The sequence below is a fragment of the Duganella sp. Root1480D1 genome (assembly GCF_001427305.1).
Taxonomy (GTDB): domain Bacteria; phylum Pseudomonadota; class Gammaproteobacteria; order Burkholderiales; family Burkholderiaceae_D; genus Rugamonas.
The window spans coordinates 218,642-237,294 of sequence record NZ_LMFZ01000049.1; the positions used below are offsets into that span (position 1 = coordinate 218,642).

Annotated in this window: 22 protein-coding genes; 17 read left to right on the plus strand and 5 right to left on the minus strand. The window is 61.5% G+C overall.

What is annotated here, in order from left to right:
- Positions 1-40: 40 nt before the first annotated feature.
- From dinB to ASD58_RS29025, 4 genes are read left to right on the plus strand one after another with little or no spacing between them, the layout of a single operon-like run.
- On the plus strand, positions 41-1,192 hold the full coding sequence (gene dinB, locus ASD58_RS29010) for a DNA polymerase IV (RefSeq protein ID WP_057265762.1): 1,152 nt from the start codon (positions 41-43) through the stop codon (positions 1,190-1,192).
- Positions 1,193-1,246: 54 nt separating this feature from the next.
- Positions 1,247-1,885 carry a hypothetical protein gene (locus ASD58_RS29015; protein ID WP_057265763.1) on the plus strand — a complete coding sequence of 213 codons (639 nt, stop codon included), beginning with the start codon at positions 1,247-1,249 and terminating at the stop codon, positions 1,883-1,885.
- Positions 1,882-2,523: a hypothetical protein gene (locus ASD58_RS29020; RefSeq protein ID WP_057265765.1), complete on the plus strand. Its 642-nt coding sequence runs from the start codon at positions 1,882-1,884 to the stop codon at positions 2,521-2,523. Before ASD58_RS29015 ends, ASD58_RS29020 begins: the two co-directional genes overlap by 4 nt.
- Before the next feature lie 53 nt (positions 2,524-2,576).
- Positions 2,577-3,473 (plus strand): recombination-associated protein RdgC, encoded by an 897-nt coding sequence (locus ASD58_RS29025; protein WP_057265767.1) that lies wholly within the window; start codon positions 2,577-2,579, stop codon positions 3,471-3,473.
- On the opposite strand, the gene ASD58_RS29030 is transcribed toward ASD58_RS29025, so the two are convergent.
- Positions 3,470-4,897, minus strand: a complete 1,428-nt coding sequence (locus ASD58_RS29030; RefSeq protein WP_057265888.1) for a PLP-dependent aminotransferase family protein — start codon at positions 4,895-4,897, stop codon at positions 3,470-3,472. The genes ASD58_RS29025 and ASD58_RS29030 overlap by 4 nt on opposite strands.
- Positions 4,898-4,946: 49 nt before the next feature.
- Here ASD58_RS29030 and ASD58_RS29035 point away from each other — a divergent pair, with 49 nt between their 5' ends.
- Together ASD58_RS29035 and dsbD are read left to right on the plus strand one after the other, a co-directional pair.
- A complete protein-coding gene (locus tag ASD58_RS29035) occupies positions 4,947-5,975 on the plus strand; it encodes a redoxin domain-containing protein (RefSeq protein ID WP_057265769.1) in 1,029 nt (342 codons plus the stop codon).
- On the plus strand, positions 5,972-7,432 hold the full coding sequence (gene dsbD, locus ASD58_RS29040; protein ID WP_057265771.1) for a protein-disulfide reductase DsbD: 1,461 nt from the start codon (positions 5,972-5,974) through the stop codon (positions 7,430-7,432). Before ASD58_RS29035 ends, dsbD begins: the two co-directional genes overlap by 4 nt.
- Before the next feature lies 1 nt (position 7,433).
- Here dsbD and ASD58_RS29045 read toward each other — a convergent pair whose 3' ends face one another.
- Positions 7,434-7,919, minus strand: a complete 486-nt coding sequence (locus ASD58_RS29045; RefSeq protein WP_057265773.1) for an asparaginase domain-containing protein — start codon at positions 7,917-7,919, stop codon at positions 7,434-7,436.
- Between the two features lie 115 nt (positions 7,920-8,034).
- On the opposite strand from ASD58_RS29045, the gene ASD58_RS29050 reads away from it, so the two are divergent.
- A complete protein-coding gene (locus ASD58_RS29050; RefSeq protein WP_057265775.1) occupies positions 8,035-8,814 on the plus strand; it encodes a hypothetical protein in 780 nt (259 codons plus the stop codon).
- Between the two features lie 51 nt (positions 8,815-8,865).
- On the opposite strand, the gene ASD58_RS29055 is transcribed toward ASD58_RS29050, so the two are convergent.
- A complete protein-coding gene (locus ASD58_RS29055; RefSeq protein WP_057265777.1) occupies positions 8,866-9,816 on the minus strand; it encodes a D-2-hydroxyacid dehydrogenase family protein in 951 nt (316 codons plus the stop codon).
- Positions 9,817-10,164: 348 nt separating this feature from the next.
- Between ASD58_RS29055 and ASD58_RS29060 the strand changes: the two genes are divergently transcribed.
- Positions 10,165-12,027 carry a phosphoenolpyruvate carboxykinase (GTP) gene (locus tag ASD58_RS29060; RefSeq protein WP_055938829.1) on the plus strand — a complete coding sequence of 621 codons (1,863 nt, stop codon included), beginning with the start codon at positions 10,165-10,167 and terminating at the stop codon, positions 12,025-12,027.
- A gap of 46 nt (positions 12,028-12,073) precedes the next feature.
- Here the strand turns inward: ASD58_RS29060 and ASD58_RS29065 are convergent, their stop codons facing one another.
- Positions 12,074-12,550: a hypothetical protein gene (locus ASD58_RS29065; protein WP_156401549.1), complete on the minus strand. Its 477-nt coding sequence runs from the start codon at positions 12,548-12,550 to the stop codon at positions 12,074-12,076.
- 99 nt (positions 12,551-12,649) lie between these two features.
- On the opposite strand from ASD58_RS29065, the gene ASD58_RS30950 reads away from it, so the two are divergent.
- The 6 genes from ASD58_RS30950 to ASD58_RS32035 all read left to right on the plus strand — a co-directional run bounded on the left by ASD58_RS30950 (position 12,650) and on the right by ASD58_RS32035 (position 16,291).
- On the plus strand, positions 12,650-13,291 hold the full coding sequence (locus tag ASD58_RS30950) for a PAAR domain-containing protein (protein WP_082565764.1): 642 nt from the start codon (positions 12,650-12,652) through the stop codon (positions 13,289-13,291).
- Positions 13,239-13,862, plus strand: coding sequence for a hypothetical protein (locus tag ASD58_RS30955; RefSeq protein WP_082565765.1), 624 nt, complete (start codon positions 13,239-13,241; stop codon positions 13,860-13,862). Before ASD58_RS30950 ends, ASD58_RS30955 begins: the two co-directional genes overlap by 53 nt.
- A complete protein-coding gene (locus tag ASD58_RS29075) occupies positions 13,813-14,370 on the plus strand; it encodes a hypothetical protein (RefSeq protein WP_156401550.1) in 558 nt (185 codons plus the stop codon). Before ASD58_RS30955 ends, ASD58_RS29075 begins: the two co-directional genes overlap by 50 nt.
- Positions 14,333-14,743, plus strand: coding sequence for a hypothetical protein (locus ASD58_RS31585; RefSeq protein ID WP_156401551.1), 411 nt, complete (start codon positions 14,333-14,335; stop codon positions 14,741-14,743). The genes ASD58_RS29075 and ASD58_RS31585 overlap by 38 nt, the downstream gene beginning before the upstream one ends.
- Positions 14,744-14,932: 189 nt before the next feature.
- A complete protein-coding gene (locus ASD58_RS29080) occupies positions 14,933-16,141 on the plus strand; it encodes an RtcB family protein (RefSeq protein WP_057265783.1) in 1,209 nt (402 codons plus the stop codon).
- A 3-nt stretch (positions 16,142-16,144) separates the two neighbouring features.
- The gene (locus tag ASD58_RS32035) at positions 16,145-16,291 is read left to right on the plus strand and encodes a hypothetical protein (RefSeq protein ID WP_200951750.1); all 147 of its coding nucleotides are present in this window, start codon (positions 16,145-16,147) and stop codon (positions 16,289-16,291) included.
- A 74-nt stretch (positions 16,292-16,365) separates the two neighbouring features.
- Here ASD58_RS32035 and ASD58_RS29085 read toward each other — a convergent pair whose 3' ends face one another.
- Entirely contained in the window at positions 16,366-17,082 is a 717-nt protein-coding gene (locus ASD58_RS29085; RefSeq protein ID WP_057265785.1) for a DUF6624 domain-containing protein, read from the minus strand.
- 115 nt (positions 17,083-17,197) lie between these two features.
- On the opposite strand from ASD58_RS29085, the gene ASD58_RS29090 reads away from it, so the two are divergent.
- From ASD58_RS29090 to ASD58_RS29100, 3 genes are all read left to right on the plus strand, one after another.
- Positions 17,198-17,671: a hypothetical protein gene (locus ASD58_RS29090; RefSeq protein ID WP_057265787.1), complete on the plus strand. Its 474-nt coding sequence runs from the start codon at positions 17,198-17,200 to the stop codon at positions 17,669-17,671.
- Between the two features lie 6 nt (positions 17,672-17,677).
- The gene (locus tag ASD58_RS29095) at positions 17,678-17,923 is read left to right on the plus strand and encodes a hypothetical protein (RefSeq protein WP_057265789.1); all 246 of its coding nucleotides are present in this window, start codon (positions 17,678-17,680) and stop codon (positions 17,921-17,923) included.
- 267 nt (positions 17,924-18,190) lie between these two features.
- Positions 18,191-18,637 carry a GNAT family N-acetyltransferase gene (locus ASD58_RS29100; RefSeq protein ID WP_057265791.1) on the plus strand — a complete coding sequence of 149 codons (447 nt, stop codon included), beginning with the start codon at positions 18,191-18,193 and terminating at the stop codon, positions 18,635-18,637.
- Positions 18,638-18,653 lie beyond the last annotated feature (16 nt).

Genomic DNA, 18,653 nt, shown 5'->3' on the forward strand with positions numbered 1-18,653 from the left:
TATATAATTACAGTATCATAAGCGAACTCGACTATTTGTTATGGACTGGCCCCGCCGCATTGCCCACCTCGACATGGACGCCTTCTACGCGTCCGTGGAGCTGTTGCGCTATCCGGAATTGCGCGGCCTGCCGGTCGTGATCGGCGGCGGCGGGCGGCACCAGCCGCGCGAGCTGCCGGACGGCACCCGCGAGTTCTCCCGTCTGCGCGATTACGTGGGGCGTGGCGTGATTACCACTTCCACCTATGAGGCACGGGCGCTGGGCGTGTTCTCCGCGATGGGCACCATGAAGGCGGCCGCCCTGGCGCCGGACGCCATCCTGCTGCCGGTGGATTTCGATTCCTACCGCAAGTATTCGCGCTTGTTCAAGGCGGCGGTGGCCAGCATCGCCCCGCAGATCGAAGACCGCGGCATCGACGAAATCTATATCGACCTGAGCGAGGTGGAAGGCGAAACGCGCGAGCTGGCGCAGCGCATCAAGGATGCGGTGCGCGCCGCCACCGGGCTGTCGTGCTCGATCGGTGTCGCGCCCAACAAGCTGCTGGCCAAGATCTGTTCCGACCTGGAAAAGCCCAACGGCCTGACGGTGGTCGGCCATGACGACGTGCCGGCGCGCATCTGGCCGCTGCCGGTGCGCAAGGTGAACGGCATCGGCCCCAAGGCGGAGAAAAAGCTGGTTGCGCTTGGCATCGACACGGTGGGGCAACTGGCGGCCGCCGATCCCGCCCTGCTGCAGGAGCATTTCGGACTCAACTACGCCGAATGGCTGCAGCGCATTTCCCATGGCCGCGACGAACGTGCGGTTGCCACGCGCAGCGAACCGAAGGGAGTGAGCCGTGAAACCACCTTCTCGCGCGACCTGCACGTCAAGCGCGACCGCGCCGAGCTGTCCGAGATCTTCACCCGCCTGTGCCAGAAGGTGGCGGACGACCTGGCGCGCAAGCGTTATGCCGGCCGCACCGTGGGCATCAAGCTGCGCTATGCCGACTTCCGCACGGTGACGCGCGACCTGACCCTACCGGCGCCGACTGCCGATGCCGCCGCCATCCGCCGCGCTGCCGGCGAATGCCTGCGCCGCGTGCCGCTGGACAACCGGCTGCGCTTGCTCGGCGTGCGCATGTCAGCCCTGTGCACGCTGGAAGAGGCCGCCCAAGCTCAGCCAGCGCAGGGTGATCTTTTTGCTAATTTATGATACCTTTCCCGCGCGAGCCGGCAAGCTGAGTCCGGCTGCAAAACGGATTACCTTATGCAAACAGATTTCCGCCCGGCGCGCCGCGCCTGGCTGGCTGTTATCGCCCTGCTGCACCTTGCAGCCTTCCTGGGCTGGCGCGGCCTGCCCGATCGGCGCATGGCCGGTCCGCAACGGGAAAGCGAACCGGTCTACCTGCTGGCGCTTCCCAAGCCCAATACTGCCGTCCCGCCTGCCCCGCGCGCGGCCGGGCGGCCCATGCCGCCGCCGCCCTTGGTCCGCATCGTCCCCGCGCCCGCGGCGCCGGATAGCGAGCCCCAGGCCGCCGAGGCGGTAACCGTGCCAGCGACCGGCGGCGATCCCGCCGATCCGTTCGCCAAGCCGGCAGAGCCGGCTGAAAGCCTGCTCGAGAAAAACCGCAAGCTGGCCGCCGGCATCGACCGCCAGTTACGCAAGGAGAGCCTGAACAAGTTCGCCACCATCGTGCAAGAGCAAAGTCCGCTGGCCCGGCAACTGGCACGCGCCTATAACGGGGAAGTGGTGCTTGAGCAAGTCTCCAGCATGTCTGACGGCCGCACCATGAAACGCTACCGCGCCGGCGGCCAGGAATGGTGTGAAGTGGTGAACCTGGTGGGGGCGGCGGGGCAGGCCCCCTTCCGCGACGGAAACAAATACCAGGTGAAGACCTGCCCATGAGCGCGCTCCGCCCGCGGTATGGCTGGCTGCTCGCGATTGCCGGCCTGCACCTGGCCTTGCTGGTTGGCTGGCGCGTGACGGCAACGCGCACTGTTCCCAACGTGGCGCAGCGCGAGGGGCAGATGGTCTTCCTTCTGCACAGTGCGGACCGGCAGCCGAAACACGATGCGCCGCGTGTTGCTGCCTCGGCGCCGCGCACGCGCCGCAGCGCCGTGCCCTTGCCCGTGCAGCCAGCTCCCACAGCCCCGGTCGCCGCCGGCATGCCGCCAGCGGAACTGCCGCCGGATACGGCTGCGCCCGATCCCTTCGCGCAACCGGCGCCCGAAGTGCGAAGCCTGGTTGAGCGGGCCCGTTCGGCGGCCATCGGCGTCGACCGCGAACTGCGCAAGGAGAGCAAAAATGACAATGACCGGGTGCTGGCGCACGAGCCGAAACTGGCGCAGGACATTGCCCTGGCCTATAAAGGTTCGGGCGCCTTTTCGATGACCGAAACGGTGTTGCCCAACGGCGACACCCTGGCCCGCGTCACCACGCCCCTCGGCGGCTACTGCATGCTCAAGCGCGGCAACCGTGGCAAGGCAGGCCTGAACGCCATCGACAACGCCGGCAGAACATTAATCGTTAGCTGCCCCAAATAGCTCCTGCTAAAATGTCGTTCCTTTGAAAATGCTCAGTTAGGCTGCAAACACGTATGTGGTTCAAGAATCTCCAGGTTTACCGTCTGCCCGCCCCATGGGCATTTACTCCAGAACAACTCGAAGAGGCGCTCCAGTCGCAGTCCTTCTCTCCTGCCAGCAGCAATGAGCTGATGCGCCAGGGCTGGGACAAGCCACGTCCGAACGGTGGCCTGGTGCACGTCGTCAACAAGCAGATGCTGATGGTGCTGGGCACCGAGAAAAAGCTGCTGCCATCGACCGTGGTCAACCAGGTTGCCAAGGCGCGCGCTGCCGAAATGGAAGAGCAGCAAGGCTTCGCTCCTGGCAAAAAAGCCATGAAAGAGCTCAAGGAACGCGTGCACGACGAACTGCTGCCGCGCGCCTTCACCATCCGCAGCAACACCTGGTGCTGGATCGACCCGGTCAACGGCTGGCTGGTGGTTGATGCCGCCAGCCCGGCCAAGGCTGACGACATCATCAAGATGCTGCTGAAAGCGGTCGACCGCATGCCGATCGAAAGCCTGCGCGTACAGCGTTCCCCAGTGGGCGTGATGACCGCCTGGCTGCAGGACGACGAAGCGCCAGCCGGCTTCACCGTCGACATGGACACCGAACTGCGCGCCACCGGCGAGAGCAAGGCGGCCGTGCGTTACGTGCGCCACACCCTGGAGCCGGAAGAAGTGCGCCGCCACATCGCGGCCGGCAAGCAGTGCACCCGCCTGGCCATGACCTGGAACAGCAAGATCAGCTTCGTGCTGACCGAAGCGCTGGCCATCAAGGGTGTCAAGCCGCTGGACGTGATGAAGGAAAACGACGCCGTTACCCGTAACGACGACGAACGCTTCGACGGCGACTTCATGCTGATGACCGGCGAGCTGGCCAAGCTGCTGCAGGACGTGGTTGACGCGCTGGGCGGCGAAGCGAAAGCCTAAGGCCGCGTGAGCGCCAGCAGGCGCTCGCAATAGCCCGGGGCCTTGTCTTCGGGTACATTGGTCACACCAAGCAGCAGCCCGCCGTGGGCGGGTGCTGCGCCGGCATACCATCCCGACAAGGCGGATGGCGCCATGCCAAGGCTGCGCGCACGTGCGGCAATCTCCACATCGCTGACACCCGGCGGCAATTGCATCAGCACACCAAGGGCTGCCGGCGCATGGACTGCGCCCAATTCGTCGAGCGCTGCGCCCAGTGCGCTGCGGCGTTCCTGGTACAGCCGTTTCATATGCCGCAAATGCCGCAGGTAGGCGCCGCTGTGCAGGAATTCCGCCACGGCCAACTGCACCATCGGCGGCGGGGCGCTACCGCAGGTAGAGGCGGTTTGCGCCAGCAAGTCCGCCAGTTGCGGCGGCGCCACCAGGAAGCCTACCCTGAGCGTTGGGGTCAGCGTCTTGCTGAAGGTACCAAGATGCAGCACGCGGCCATTGCGGTCCTGCGCGGCCAGCGCCGGCGCCGCACGGCCCTGCGGCTGCAATTCACCCAGGTAATCGTCCTCGATGATCCAGGCACCAGCCTGCTCCGCCCACTCCAGCAAGGCCTGGCGCCTGCGCAGCGACAGCGTCACCCCGAGTGGCGCCTGCTGGCCTGGCGTCACCACCGCCAGGCTGGCGTGGGGTGCCATCTGCACACCGGCCGCCACATCCAGGCCTTCGGGATCGACGGGCACCGGCACCAGCTTCAATCCTGCCGCCGCAAGAGCATCGCGCGTGGCCATATATCCCGGCTGCTCAGTCCACGCCTGCTCGCCTTTCAGTTCCAGCGCGCGCAGGACCAGTCCCAGCGCGCCAGCGTAACCGTTGCAGACCAGGACCTGGCCGGGCGTGCAATCGAGCCCGCGCGCGACGCACAGGTAAGCCGCGATTTCGGCACGCAGCGCATATTCGCCACGCGGGTCCGGATAGGACAGCGGCATTGCCGCCGCCGTGCGCGCCGCCCTGCCCATCACGCGCGACCAGGTCTTGAAGGGAAAGGCATCCTGGGCCGGCACGCCAACCTGGAAAGGATTGGTGCTGACTGCCCGGCCAGGGAAGGCCTGCACCACTTCCAGCGCCGCGGCGCCGGGCGTTGCCCGGGCTGTTTCGCCGCTTGGGCGGCCGGCGCCTGCCGCCATGCCACCGGCGCAGACGAAAGTTCCCGCTGCACCGGCGGTGTAGACCAGTTGCTCGTCGCGCAGCCGCTCGTAAGCCTGCCGCACCGTGCCGCGCGCCACGCCCAATTGCGCGGCCAGGTCATGCCAGGACGGCAGCCGCGCTTGCGGCGCCAGGCGCCCATCGCCGATCGCACCCCGCAAACCGAGAAAGATCTGGTCCGCCAGCGTGGCGGCGGCCTTGCGGTCGATGGACAGCTTGAGGGAATGGTACATAAATTCAGTGCAATCTTGCGTCTTTTTGATAGCCCAAGGCAAAGATACCATGGATTCATCCCAATCCCCGAAAGCCATCATGTTCAAGCCCTTGATCGCCGCGTTGTTACTGAGCCTCACGACCATCCCCGCGCATGCCGGCGACGCAGGCAGCGGCGCCAGCCGCGCCAAGCTGGCCGGCAAGGCGCTGCTGGGCCAGCCCGGTCCCGCTGCCGTGCTGCAAAGCATCGATGGCCAGCGCATCGACCTCGCCTCGTACTACGGCAAGAAGCCGGTCTACCTCAAATTCTGGGCCACCTGGTGTGTGCCATGCCGCGAGCAGATGCCCGCGTTCGAGAAGTCCTTCCAGCAGTACGGCGACAAGCTCGCCGTCGTCGCCGTCAACGCCGGCTACAGCGATACCGAAGCGGAAGTGAAGAACTACCGCACCCAGTATGGCCTGCACATGCCAATCGTCATCGATGACGGTTCGCTGGCAGCCAGCCTTAACCTGCGCGTCACGCCGCAGCACATCGTGATTGGCCGCGATGGCCGCATCCAGCACATCGGCCATTTGCACGACAAGGAACTTGAGAAAGCGCTGCAACGCGCCGTGGGCGAACGCGCAGTCGCGAGCCCGCTGGCACTGGCGCCGGCCGCCGCGGCACCCCGACCGGCCCTGAAAGTCGGCGACCTCGCGCAAGGGCTGCGGCTGCCAGCCGCACAGGGCAAGCCGCGCGCCCTGGTGTTCTTCTCGCCGTGGTGCGAATCCTACCTGCGCGAAAGCCGCCCAGCGACAGCGCAAGCCTGCCAGCGCGTGCGGGAAGAAGCCGAATCACTGGCCGCAGCACCTGGCGTCGAATGGACTGCCGTCGCATCGCCGGTATGGTCGTCGGAAAAGGAAGTGGCGGAATTCGCCCGCAGCAAAAAGTCGCGCATGGCCATGCGGCTCGACAAGGATGGAGCGCTGTTCAACGCCTTCGGAGTACGCCAGATTCCCAGCATCGTCCTGCTCGACCGCCAGGGACGCGTAGCACGCGTGATGGGGCCTGAGGAAAAGGGCCTGGCGCAGGCAGTACAAGCCTTGCAGGTGCAATGATGCGGCGCTTTTTGCTGGCGCTGCTGCTTACGGTGCTCGGCCTGGCGCGGGCGGTGGCACAAGACTTCCTCGAACCGGAAGCTGCATTTCGTTTTTCGGCGCGCATGGCCGGCGGCGGCACCGCAGAAGTCAGTTTCGACATCGCCGACGGCTACTACATGTACCGCGACCGCTTCCGCTTCAGCGCGGACGGGGCCAAGCTGGGGGCGCCCGAGCTGCCGCCGGGCAAAGTGAAGTTCGACCAGGCCTTTGGCAAGGAAGTGGAAACCTACCGTCACCGCGTCACCGTGCACGTACCGGTGCAGGGCGAAGGCCCCTTCGTGCTGCGCGTGACCAGCCAAGGCTGCGCCGATGCAGGCCTGTGCTACTCGCCGATGGACACCGGCATCACGCTGGAAGCGGCGGCCCCGCTGGCGCAGGTGCTGCAAGGCGGCCAATTGCTGACGATCGTGCCGCTGTTCCTGCTGCTTGGACTGGGCCTGGCATTCACGCCCTGCGTGCTGCCAATGGTCCCCATCCTGTCTTCGATCATCGTCGGCGACAGTGCAAAGCCCAGCCGCAAGCGTGGCTTGCTGTTGTCGGGCGCCTACTCGCTCGGTATGGCACTGGTGTACACCGCGTTTGGCATCGCAGCCGGATTGGCAGGCGAAGGGCTGGCCGCCTCGCTGCAAAAACCGTGGGTGATCGGCGCGTTTGCCTTGCTGCTCTCTGCACTGGCGCTCTCGATGTTCGGCCTCTATGAACTGCAACTGCCGGCGGCCCTGCAATCGCGCTTGTCCGACAGCGCCAATCGCCGCACCGCCGGCAAGCTGGCAGGCGTGTTCGGCATGGGCGCCATCTCCGCGCTGATGGTCGGCCCCTGCGTGGCCGCGCCGCTGGCGGGAGCGCTGGTCTACATCAGCCAGACGCGCGACGTGCTGGTTGGCGGCAGCGCACTGTTCGCGATGGCGGCCGGCATGAGCGTGCCGCTGGTGCTGGTTGGCGTATCCGCTGGCAGCCTGCTACCTCGAGCAGGGGCGTGGATGGTGTGGATCAAGCGCTGCTTCGGCCTCATGCTGCTGGCGCTGGCCGTGTGGATGGCATTGCCGCTGCTGCCGAACCGCCACGTCTCCGCCCTGCCGTTCAAACAGGTCACCAATGTGCGGCAGCTCGAGGCCGAACTGGCGCAAGGCCGCCCCGTCATGCTCGATTTCTACGCCGACTGGTGCGTGTCATGCAAGGAGATGGAGAAGTTCACCTTCAGCGCCGCGCCAATAAAGGCAGCGCTGGAAGGCACAGTGCTGGTGCAGGCCGACGTCACGGCCAACAGCGAAGAGGACAAGGCCCTGCTGAAACGCTACGGCCTGTTTGGACCGCCCGCCATCATCCTGTTCGATGGTGCGGGAGTCGAGCGCGCGCGCGTCGTCGGCTACCAGGACGCCGCGCGCTTCCAGCAAACGCTGGCGAAACTCAAATAACTCAGAGCGGCTGGAACACACCAGCCGCTTTGTTCTTCTGCACGTTATCCCAAGCGAAGATCTGGCCGTTCATCGCCACGTACACGCCAGGCGGCAGCACTTGCGCCACGCCGCAGGCAAAGCCCATATTGAAGAAAGCGTCGGAATTATCGATCTCGTAAGGGATCATGGCGCCGGTAAAAACGATGGTCTTGTCCTTGATGGCCTGGCCCAGGACGGCCGCGGTTTGCGGCATGGTATCGGTACCGTGCACGATCACGATGGCTTTTTCGGAAGCAGCCTGGCAAGCCGCCAGCACGCGCTGGCGGTCGGCATCGACCATGTCCAGGGAATCGAGCAGGGACACGACTTCCAGCTCGCAAGGGGTGGTGATGCGGGCGCGCTTGATCGCTGCAGGCAGGTGGCTGTCGGCGAAAGCCAGGGTGCCATTCAGTTCGTTATAGTGCTTGTCGAAAGTGCCGCCGGTGGCAATGATGCGCAGGGTCATGATGAATTAAAATGAAATCGATGAATGGCGTGCATGATAGCCGAAAAAGTTTGCCACTTCCGGCTGGCATTCCGCCGAACAGTTGACTACACTGGGTTTTTTGCCCGGCAAGACCATGAAAGCGCTCGCACCAGGAACCGTGATTTTCCACCGCTACCGCGGCTATGGCGTCATCACGGCTGTCAATTTGCTGACCGGCTGGATTTCCGCCCGTTTTGGCAATGAATCGCGCACGCTCGACCTGAATCTCTCCACCGACGAAGTGCAATTTGCCGACGGCGAAGCGATCCTGTTCCGCCGCGCGCCACCCGACCGCATGCCGCACGCGCGGCTGATGGCAGTCGTGCGCGAGTTGCACAAAGCCGGCTACCAGAAGTTATACCTGTACTCCTGGCCCAAAGCGTCCGGGCTGCACTGGCGCTGGCACCTATTCACCGGGCCGCGCGACTGGATGCAGCGCTCCTGGCGTGAAGGTTGGTATGGCTCCGGCGCCGACTACATTTTCAATCCCGTGATGGGCTGGGGCGACCAGCCCGGCGCCACGACGGAAGAATTGGTGCACGCCCTGGCCAAATTCGATCCACAAGGCCTGGCGCAAGCGTTGGGCCGCGATGAAGACCACACCGAATGGTTCGCGCAGGTCTGCGACGCCCTGCTGCCCGGTTACATGTACAGCCTGGACATGCAACGCCCCAACGGCGCCCCCCTAACGGACATGCCCGCGGTCCCGGTGATGCCCGTGCGCGCCAATCTCCCGCCATACGAAGGCCAGCCAATCACCTGGCCGCCAGGCTGGGCCGGCCTCTGGAGCAAAGTTCACGCCATGCCCCCACAGCCCAGCCCGTGTCACACCCTGGGGTCACACCCCAACTGTGACACGGACACAGCCGTGTAATGCCCGAGCTCGTGTCACGCCTGGGGTGTGACCCCATGGTGTGACACGGGCTCAGCCGTTGATGTGCTTGACCAGGTTCTGGAAGGCGTGGCGGAAGTAGAGCTCGTAGCTGGCCTTTTCGACGTAGCCGAGGTGTGGAGTGCACAGCACGTTCGGCATGCGCAGCAGCGGTGAATTTTCGGGCAGCGGTTCGGTTTCGAAAACGTCCAGTGCTGCATATCCGGGATGGCCGGCTTTCAATGCTTCTTCCAACGCACCGGTCGCCACCAGTTCGGCACGGCTCACGTTGACGAACAGCGCGTCGCGTTTCATGCGCGCCAGGTCTTCGGCGGTGACGATGCCGCGCGTGCCGTCCGCCAGGCGCAGGTGCAGCGACAGCACATCGGCGTCCGCGAAGAAAGCTTCGCGCGAGGCAGCCGCCTCGTAGCCATCCGCCACTGCAGTAGCGCGGCTCTGCTCGCTGCCCCAGACGACCACGCGCATGCCAAACGCCTTGGCATACCCCGCCACCAGCTTGCCGATCTTGCCGTAGCCCCAGATCGCCATGGTGCTTCCCGCCAGCACCAGGCCCAGCGTATTGTGCTCATGGCTGATCGATACCTGCTGCCACTGCCCATCGCGCAACTTGCCGGCGTACTGGAACAGCTTGCGCCGTGCCGCCATCACCAATGCCCACGTCAGTTCGGCCGGGGCAGTCGGCGAGCCCACCCCTTCCAGCACGGTAATGCCCAGTTCGCGGCAAGCTTCCATATCGACATGCCCACTCACCTTGCCGGTCTGCGAAATCACTTTCAGGTTCGGCAGCTTCGATAACAAGGCGCGGTTGAACGCAGTGCGCTCGCGGATCAACACCAGCGCTTCGAATGGCGTCAGGCGCGCCACGAGTTGGCCCATGCCGCGCACGGAATTGTTGAAAACCTTGACCTCATGGCCATCCAGGAGCTTGAAGCATTCCAGGCTACGAGTTGCATCCTGGTAATCATCGAGAATCGCAATTTTCATGTCAGTTAGCAGATTTTGTGATGAAAATGGTAGGGAAATAACAGGTTTGTGAATATCTCGAATAGCCTACTACATTAGTCGGGCAATATTCCTACATTTTGGTCGGAAACGCGAGATCGCAGGTGTACAATCGGCCAATTCAAGGAGCCCAACCAGGCTCCAGCAGTATATGTTCCAGCGACCAGGCACACCCCCGCCAGGCGCTCGCGCCCTCGAGTAATCGGGCGCATCGACAGAACCGCCGTATTTCGCCGAAGTAACAAAAATTCTTCCGCGCAAGCTATCAGCTGACGACGATTCCTGCCGTGCCGGGACAAGACAGAATTCTTTATTGGCATTGGAGGTACTATGAATCAGCCCGTTATGGGAGGCGTTGCTACTATGAACGCACCAGCTTACATCAAACAGCAAAAACTGATCAATTGGGTGGCCGAAGTCGCCGCATTGACCAAGCCTGCGCGCATCTACTGGTGCGACGGCTCGGCGGAAGAGTACGACCGCCTGTGCGCTGAAATGGTTGCCGCAGGCACCATGAAAAAGCTGAACGCTGAAAAGCGTCCAAACTCCTACCTGGCTTGCTCCGACCCGACCGACGTCGCCCGCGTTGAAGACCGCACCTTCATCTGCTCGCAGACCAAGGAAGCGGCCGGCCCGACCAACAACTGGATGGACCCGCAAGAAATGCGCGGCACGCTGAACGGCCTGTTCGACGGCTGCATGGCTGGCCGTACCATGTACGTGGTGCCGTTCTCGATGGGCCCGCTGGGCTCGCCGATCGCCCACATCGGCGTGGAACTGTCCGACTCCCCATACGTCGCCGTCAACATGCGCACCATGACCCGCATGGGCAAGGCCGTGTACGACGTGCTGGGTACCGATGGCGAGTTCGTGCCTGCGATTCACACCGTTGGCAAGCCGCTGGCTGCCGGCGAAAAAGACGTGGCATGGCCTTGCAACGCCACCAAGTACATCGTGCACTTTCCTGAGACCCGCGAAATCTGGTCCTACGGTTCCGGCTACGGCGGCAATGCGCTGCTGGGCAAGAAGTGCTTCGCGCTGCGTATCGCTTCCACCATGGGCTACAACGACGCCAAGAACGGCGGCGAAGGCTGGCTGGCAGAACACATGCTGATCCTGGGCGTCGAATCCCCAGAGGGCAAGAAGCACTACGTTGCTGCTGCCTTCCCATCGGCTTGCGGCAAGACCAACTTCGCCATGCTGATCCCGCCGAAGACCTTCGACGGCTGGAAAGTCACCACCATCGGCGACGACATCGCCTGGATCAAGCCGGGCAAGGACGGCCGCCTGTACGCGATCAACCCTGAAGCCGGCTACTTCGGCGTGGCTCCTGGCACCAACACCAAGACCAACTCGAACTGCATGTCCTGCCTGAACGAGAACACCATCTTCACCAACGTCGCGCTGACCGACGACGGCGATATCTGGTGGGAAGGCCTGACCAAGGAAGCGCCTGCGCACCTGGTCGACTGGCAAGGCAAGGACTGGACCCCGGCGTCCGGCACCAAGGCTTCGCATCCGAACGCCCGCTTCACCGTGGCTGCAACCCAGAACCCGGTGATTGACCCGGCATGGGATGATCCAGCCGGCGTGCCTATCTCCGCCTTCATCTTCGGCGGCCGCCGCTCCACCACCGTGCCTCTGGTCACCGAAGCGCGCAACTGGATCGAAGGCGTGTACATGGCCGCGACCATGGGCTCCGAAACCACCGCTGCAGCCGCCGGCCAGCAGGGCGTGGTGCGCCGCGACCCGTTCGCCATGCTGCCGTTCATGGGCTACAACATGAGCGACTACTTCCAGCACTGGCTGGACATGGGCAAGCGCCTGGAAGGCAAGGGCGCCACCCTGCCTAAGATCTTCTGCGTCAACTGGTTCCGCACCGACGAAAACGGCCACTTCGTATGGCCAGGCTTCGGCGACAATATGCGCGTGCTGAAGTGGATGCTGGAACGTGTTGAAGGCAATGGCGGCGGCGTCGAAAACATCTTCGGCACCACCCCACGCTACGGCGACATCAGCTGGGACGGCCTGCCATTCACCGCCGAAGAGTTCGAGACCATCACCTCGATCGACAAGGATGCATGGCGCGCGGAACTGAAACTGCACGCAGAATTGTTCGAAAAGCTGGCATACCACCTGCCGCAAGAGCTGAAGGACAATATGGCCAAGCTGGAACAGCGCCTGAACGGCTAAGCTGTTTTCCGCTTCCGCAAAAAAACGCGTCCACGGGGCGCGTTTTTTATTCCCGGTCCGCTGTCGACCATTCCGGCCGCTTCTCGACCGGAACCTCGGCCTGGTCGAAGCTGTCGACCTCTTTCATGGTACGCACCTCGTATAGCGTTTCGAGCCCGGAGAAATGCAGGCCACCGCAATCGGTGGCGACATGCGTGCCATTCTTCCAGAACCAGTATTCCCGAATAATCAACCCGCACTTGCTGGAACGCGTGCGGCCGCCATGATAGACATGCAGCTCGGTCGGCCATCTCCTGCCATCTGCGGCGAAATAGTCAAGTACGAGCCAGGCCGCGGACTCGCCGTCGGGCGCGAGCCGGACATCATCCGCCCGCCGGTCTGTCGTCAACTTGATGTCCTTCCCCGACGCTGTCACGACATGGACATTCCGCGCCTTGTCGGCATAAGCCTTGACCAGGTTGCCTGCGCTGGCGGTGAAACATATCGCAGCAAGTGCGACCGCAGAGGTGAGGCGACGACCCATGATTTCCATCTCCTAAGTATCCAACTACGTATTGTGCGCAGGCAATTCTTTCAATCAGTTATTATTATCGCAATATTGATGAAGATTCGGTGAAGTCAGATGGCAGGAGAAATAATCCGTCAGGGCGATACTACAAGCCATAACGGAACGGTGCTGGAAGGTTCGATGCAGGATATCTGCCACGGCAAGCCTATCGCCTATATCGGGCATAAGGTCCATTGCCCGAAGTGCAAAGGGGATTACCCAATTGTCGAAGGGGCGATGACCTCGACCTTCTATGGCAAAGGCGTCGCCCTTGCCGGAATGAAGACCTCGTGCGGTGCGATCCTGATTCCCAGCCAGTTCACTGACACGGTTGAATACGGCCAGAAGGGACAGGGATCGTCGGGCAGTGCCGCTTCTAGTGCCGCACCTGACGCCATCGTCCCGCCAGTCGCCGCCGCAAATATAGTGGCTCCGGTGAATGGATTTGCCCAGTCCAAGCCCAAGGAAACGCCCGAGAATGCAGCGAAGTTCGATTTGTTTTTCCATGCCAAAGATGAATCGAATCAAACCAGCCTCGCCAATGTCCCTTACCGGATCGTCTTGGACGATGGGCGGGAGTTCATTGGTGTTACCGATAAGAACGGGCATACGGAAAAGGTATTTTCCGATTACGCCCAGAATGCAAAGATAGAGATACCCTACTATGACGTCCGCGACGCTGACTCCACAATCGAACCAGACACCTGCAGTTGTTAATGTTGCCAATGAACTCAGCGGCGAGGTCTGGGTGCCTCGATTTCCTGCAGAAGACACCACAGACTTCCTTACCCCAGACTTTAAAGTTGCGGTTGATGGTTTTAAAGCCGCGTTGGAAGCCGCTGGCGCGCACGTGAAAATTGCGAATACCTTCAGGCCAAAAGAGCGCGCTTACATGATGCACTGGGCTCACAAGATTGCGAGAAACGGATTTAATCCGGCCAGCGTGCCTGCAATGGCGGGAGTTCACATCAGGTGGGATCATCCGACATTAGAACAATCGGTTAGGGCCGCACAAGATATGGTTGATGGATTCCAAATCCAGAACTTGGCTGCCAACACCGCGCCGGCCTTAAATACACTTCACGCAATTGGTGAGGCAATTGACATGTCGATTACCTGGAGTGGCACCATACACGTTGCAAAGAAGGATGGTTCGGTTGTCGAAGTCAACACTCTGCCTCGTACAGGCATGAATCTTCAACTTAAAGAGATTGGGTTAACGTATGGAGTCAAAAAATATGTCGGCGGCAATGCTGATAAGCCGCACTGGTCCACGACTGGGCATTAAAGTGCTTGTCGTCGGGGCGCTTTTGGTTGGTAATCTAGGCTCTGTCTACGCCGAAGCCACGGCTCCCACTCTCATTGGTCACTATTCGAACCAAGTCTGGACTAGGGACGTCGATCCCCATGCCATTTCAGGGTATGCATTGGACCTGTACAAGCAGGGTGATGTCGTATTTGGCAGCATTGGAGTTGCGGTAGGTTCTCCTGAACCAGTAGGCGCGAAGTTGTACGACATTTTGTACGATGAAAAGTCCAAGACACTTTCCTTCAAAGCGAAATACTCTGAAGGAACCCAGTATGGAAAGGATATTCCGCCAGAAAAGAGAGAGGCGAAAGTCATCCTTACTTTTTCTGGGAAACTGAACTCTCACGGGGCTCAGGGTGAAATTGTTCGGCAAGATGGCTACCCACCATTCGCGACAATCGAGAAAAAACGGTCGCTACTGCGGAAGCAGAGCAGTAAATACGTACCGCATGATGTCGAACGATGGAACAAGCGGTTCGTGGACTGAACCGTCTGAACGAAATACAGAAAGCCTCACCGAATTGAACGACACTACTCTCACAACTCTTTTGCTTCCGGCTCCGCTTACTTCAAGCCGTATTGCTTCGGCTGGGGATCAAGCTGATCTCAAAAAATATATGCGATATGCAGACGCTTGGGACTACCAACGGTCCGCAAAACTCTCTCGCTTGCCGAGAGAATTAGTAGATCAGCTAGGTAAGTTCCTTGGTGCTCCTTACGACTCAAAACAGTTTGATGTGGCCGGTCAAGGATGGCAGTATCAAGCCCGGCGAAAAAATCAACGAAAAGAAATGATCAAAAAGTCTCTTGACATGATGTTCGCGAACGGCGCAGAATCGCGTCCACTGATTTTTTATTAACCCGAATTTTCGAAAGGACGACCATGCCACGTAAGGCTATCAACAATCTGCAAATGAGATAGCCCCGCAGCGCGAGCGCTCGGGGCAGGCAATCTAGCCACCCGAGCCGGTCGTTCTTCCAACACGAACCCCGGCCAGGAAACTCGCCGGGGTTTTTGTTTCTACAGCCCCGGCATAACGAAAGACGTTATGCCAATTAAGCAAAGCCTGCACAAAGGCCTGGTGCCTGTGCACATCTATACGGATGACATTGATCATTCGGCCATCCAGCAACTGCTGAATATTTCGAACCTGCCGATCGTGCATCCGCACGTGGCCGCCATGCCCGACGTACACGCCGGCATCGGTGCAACCGTCGGCAGCGTGATCCCGACGCGCGGCGCCATCATCCCTGCCGCTGTCGGCGTCGACATCGGCTGCGGCATGAACGCCGTGCGCACCACGCTGACCGCGAGCCAGTTGCCGGACAACCTGGCGCGCGTGCGCAGCGCGATCGAGACGCTGGTGCCGGTCGGCTTCGAACAGCATGCCTTCGACAAGGTGCGCGGCTCCGCCCACGCCCGCGTCGGGCGGCCGCTGAACGACCGCCTGGACCGCATTGTGGCGCGCCACAAGGGCATCATGAAGATGCAGCACAAGTTCGCGCAGACCTGGATCTGCCAGCTTGGCACCCTCGGCGGCGGCAACCATTTCATCGAGTTGTGTATCGATGAAGCGCAGCGCGTGTGGATCATGCTGCATTCGGGCTCTCGCGGCATCGGCAATGTCATCGGCCGCTACTTCATTTCCGCTGCACGCAAGGAAATGATGCGCCACAAGGTGAACTTGCCGGACCGTGACCTGTCCTACTTCAGCGAAGGTTCGGAACTGTTCGACGACTATGTGGAAGCGGTGGACTGGGCCCAGGACTATGCCATGTTGAACCGGCGCGAAATGATGCGCCGCGTGGTGGCCGCACTGGAGCCGCACGTCCCGCCGTTCAAGCTCGATGGCGAGGCGATCAACTGCCACCACAACTACGTGGCGCAGGAATCGCATTTCGGCCACAAGCTGTACGTCACCCGCAAGGGCGCCATCTCGGCGCGCGAAGGCGAGCTGGGGATCATCCCCGGCAGCATGGGTGCCCGCAGCTACATCGTGCGCGGCAAGGGCAACGAGCAATCGTTCTGCTCCTGCTCGCACGGCGCCGGACGGCGCATGAGCCGCAGCGAGGCGAAACGGAAATTCAACCGTTTCGACCTGGCTGAACAGACGCAAGGCATCGAATGCCGCAAGGACGGTGGCGTGGTGGATGAAATCCCCGCCGCCTACAAAGACATTGACCAGGTCATGGCACACCAGTCCGACCTCGTCGAAATCGTGCACACGCTGAAGCAAGTCGTGTGCGTGAAAGGATAAGCAATGAAGGTAACCATCAAACTACCCAAGCCGCGCAACCCGCTGGCCGTGCTGGCGCGCCAGCGCAAGGCCGGCGGCCACCAGCGCGTCGAACAATCTCGGCGCGCGTTGAAACAGCAACTGCGCCGCCAGCTGGAGCGGGAGGAATAAGCGCAAGGCTTGCGGCATAAGCGCCCCGTCGTGCCGCTTCGTAGCTGTGAACCTTGCTCGACTTTGTGCGTGCGCTACTGGCCGGAGGTAACGGACATCGGTGGCAACCCCATCATCTTGCGGCGGATATTGAGCTCGTTTTCGTCTTCGATCACGACCGGCTTGCCGCTGGCGAGCTGGGTGCCGTAGCGTTGCGGCAGGCCCTTGGCGACACGCAGCCGGTCTTCGGCTTGCGCCAGTTGCGCTCCCGGCACGTCGTTCTCTGCTTGAGCCTCACGCAAGGCAGGCAGCAGGGCTTCTAGTTCTTTCTCCGGCATGCGCATCAAGACCGTGAACGCATTTTGCGACAGCTCGGGGCCCGCGAAGCGCGTGCCGGGCCAGCCGTGCGAGGCGACGATGGTCTTCAGCCGCGCCAGTTCCTTGCGGTCGCGCGCTGCATCGCGCTTGCCGGGGGCGCCCATCCCTTCCAGCGCGCGGATGGCGGCCAGCTCGCGGGTATCGAGCACCTTGCGCTTGATGATGATTTCTTCGCCGACGATCGAGGTGGTTGCAGCGCCCGTGCGGATGGTCACCCGCACATTGCCGCGCGCATGGGTGGTGCCGCGGTTATCCTGCTCGACCTGGTTCGCTTCCACCTGCATCGTGTGCTGCTGGCCGATGGGCAGCATGATGCGTGCGACTTCCTTGCCCGCCGCCAGCGTCTGCACGCTGATGCGGCTTGGCTCAGCCGCAATGGCAAGCCCCTGGCAGGCCAGCAGCAGCGGTAGCGCAAGCTTGTAAATGCTTATCATGACTTACGGTAGCAAACCTGTGCAAACCGCGGTGCACGGATGGTTGCGTGATAAAGAGTGACTTTTTGCAAGCCATTCCCGGCTATCATTTCCAGTTCATTTTTTTGGGGGGAATATGGCGGAGCTCGAAGTGGCAAAGCACGGCAAGAACGTCATCAATATGGCGGCCAGCAAACAGCATGGCCTGGCGCACAAGCTGAAAGAGATTGCGCTGGAAATCGCGATCATCGTGTTCGCGGTCAGCATCAGCATCTGGTTCCACAGCATGAGCGAGCATCGGCACGAGCAGCAACAGGTGCGCGTTTTCCTGCTTGGCTTGAAGGCCGACCTGGTGGCTGATACCAAACAACTGAACTGGCTTCCGGGGGCCTACCGCGAATCCGATACCGACTTCCGCTACCTGGCCGAACTCGATCCCAAAGGAAGTCCGGATGCGGAAAAGTTCGAGCCTGCGTGGCTCATGGTCTACTCGAACCGCTTCTTCATACCTATCAACAGCCGCTTTGAAGGCTTCAAGTCGAGCGGTAAACTGATCAATATCGAGGACGAGGAACTGCTGAACGACATCCTTACGCTGTACCAGGAATAGCATCGCGTGATCCAATTGTCGGAGGGCGGCTGGCGCAGCAGGCATGAAAAACTGCACAACTACCTCGACGTCGCGCTGGAGCAGGGCGACAGCATCGAGCAGCGTTACCATGTGCTGGCCACACCGAACGGCAAGCGCCTGCTGCGCAATTCCATCGCGGTTCCGCAACTGTATGAGCGCTATGCCAATGCGGCAAAGCTGAGCGAAAAGATCATCAAACGCATTGATGTCCTGTACAAGAACGCTGAGTGAATATTTATTCAAAGTTTTTCTTGACACCACATTCGCGTAGAGAGCAGAATCAGCGCTCGTTAGTTTCATAACCCAGATTAAGAAAGGACAGTCATGCGCAATATCGCTATCACCTGCATTAAGCACACCAGATAGCCCTGATGCGCGTGCGCTCGGGGCTTCTGGCAAATCGCCACCCCCGAGCCGGACGTCCCACGACAAAAACCCCGGTAAGGATACTTGCCGGGGTTTTTGTTTTTTGGTCCCGGCGCAAGGAGGAAAGGAATCATGGAGATCCAACTCAAAGCTGTCACCCGGCAGAACTTCGACGACATCACCGACTTGCGGCTGCTGGACTATCAACGCGATTACATCGCCAGCAATGCCTACTCGATCGCCCAAGCCAGCTTCTACCCGGAGATGCAGGCGCGCGCCATCTACGCCGGCAGTGAGCTGGTTGGCTTTCTGATGTACGTCGACCTGAAACTGGAGGGGCAACCCGGCGAGTTTGGCGTGTGGCGCTTGATGGTGGACCTGCCTCACCAGGGCAAGGGCTACGGCCGCCAGGCGCTGCAGGCGGCGCTGGCCGAGATCCGGGCGCGCGGCGGCGTGCGCAAGATCTGGATCAGCTACCAGCCGGACAACACCCGGGCCAAAGAGCTATACGCCAGCATGGGCTTCGTCGAAACCGACGTCGACGAAGATGGCGAAATGAATGCAGTACTAGAGCTGTAACGAAGAAGAAGGAGTC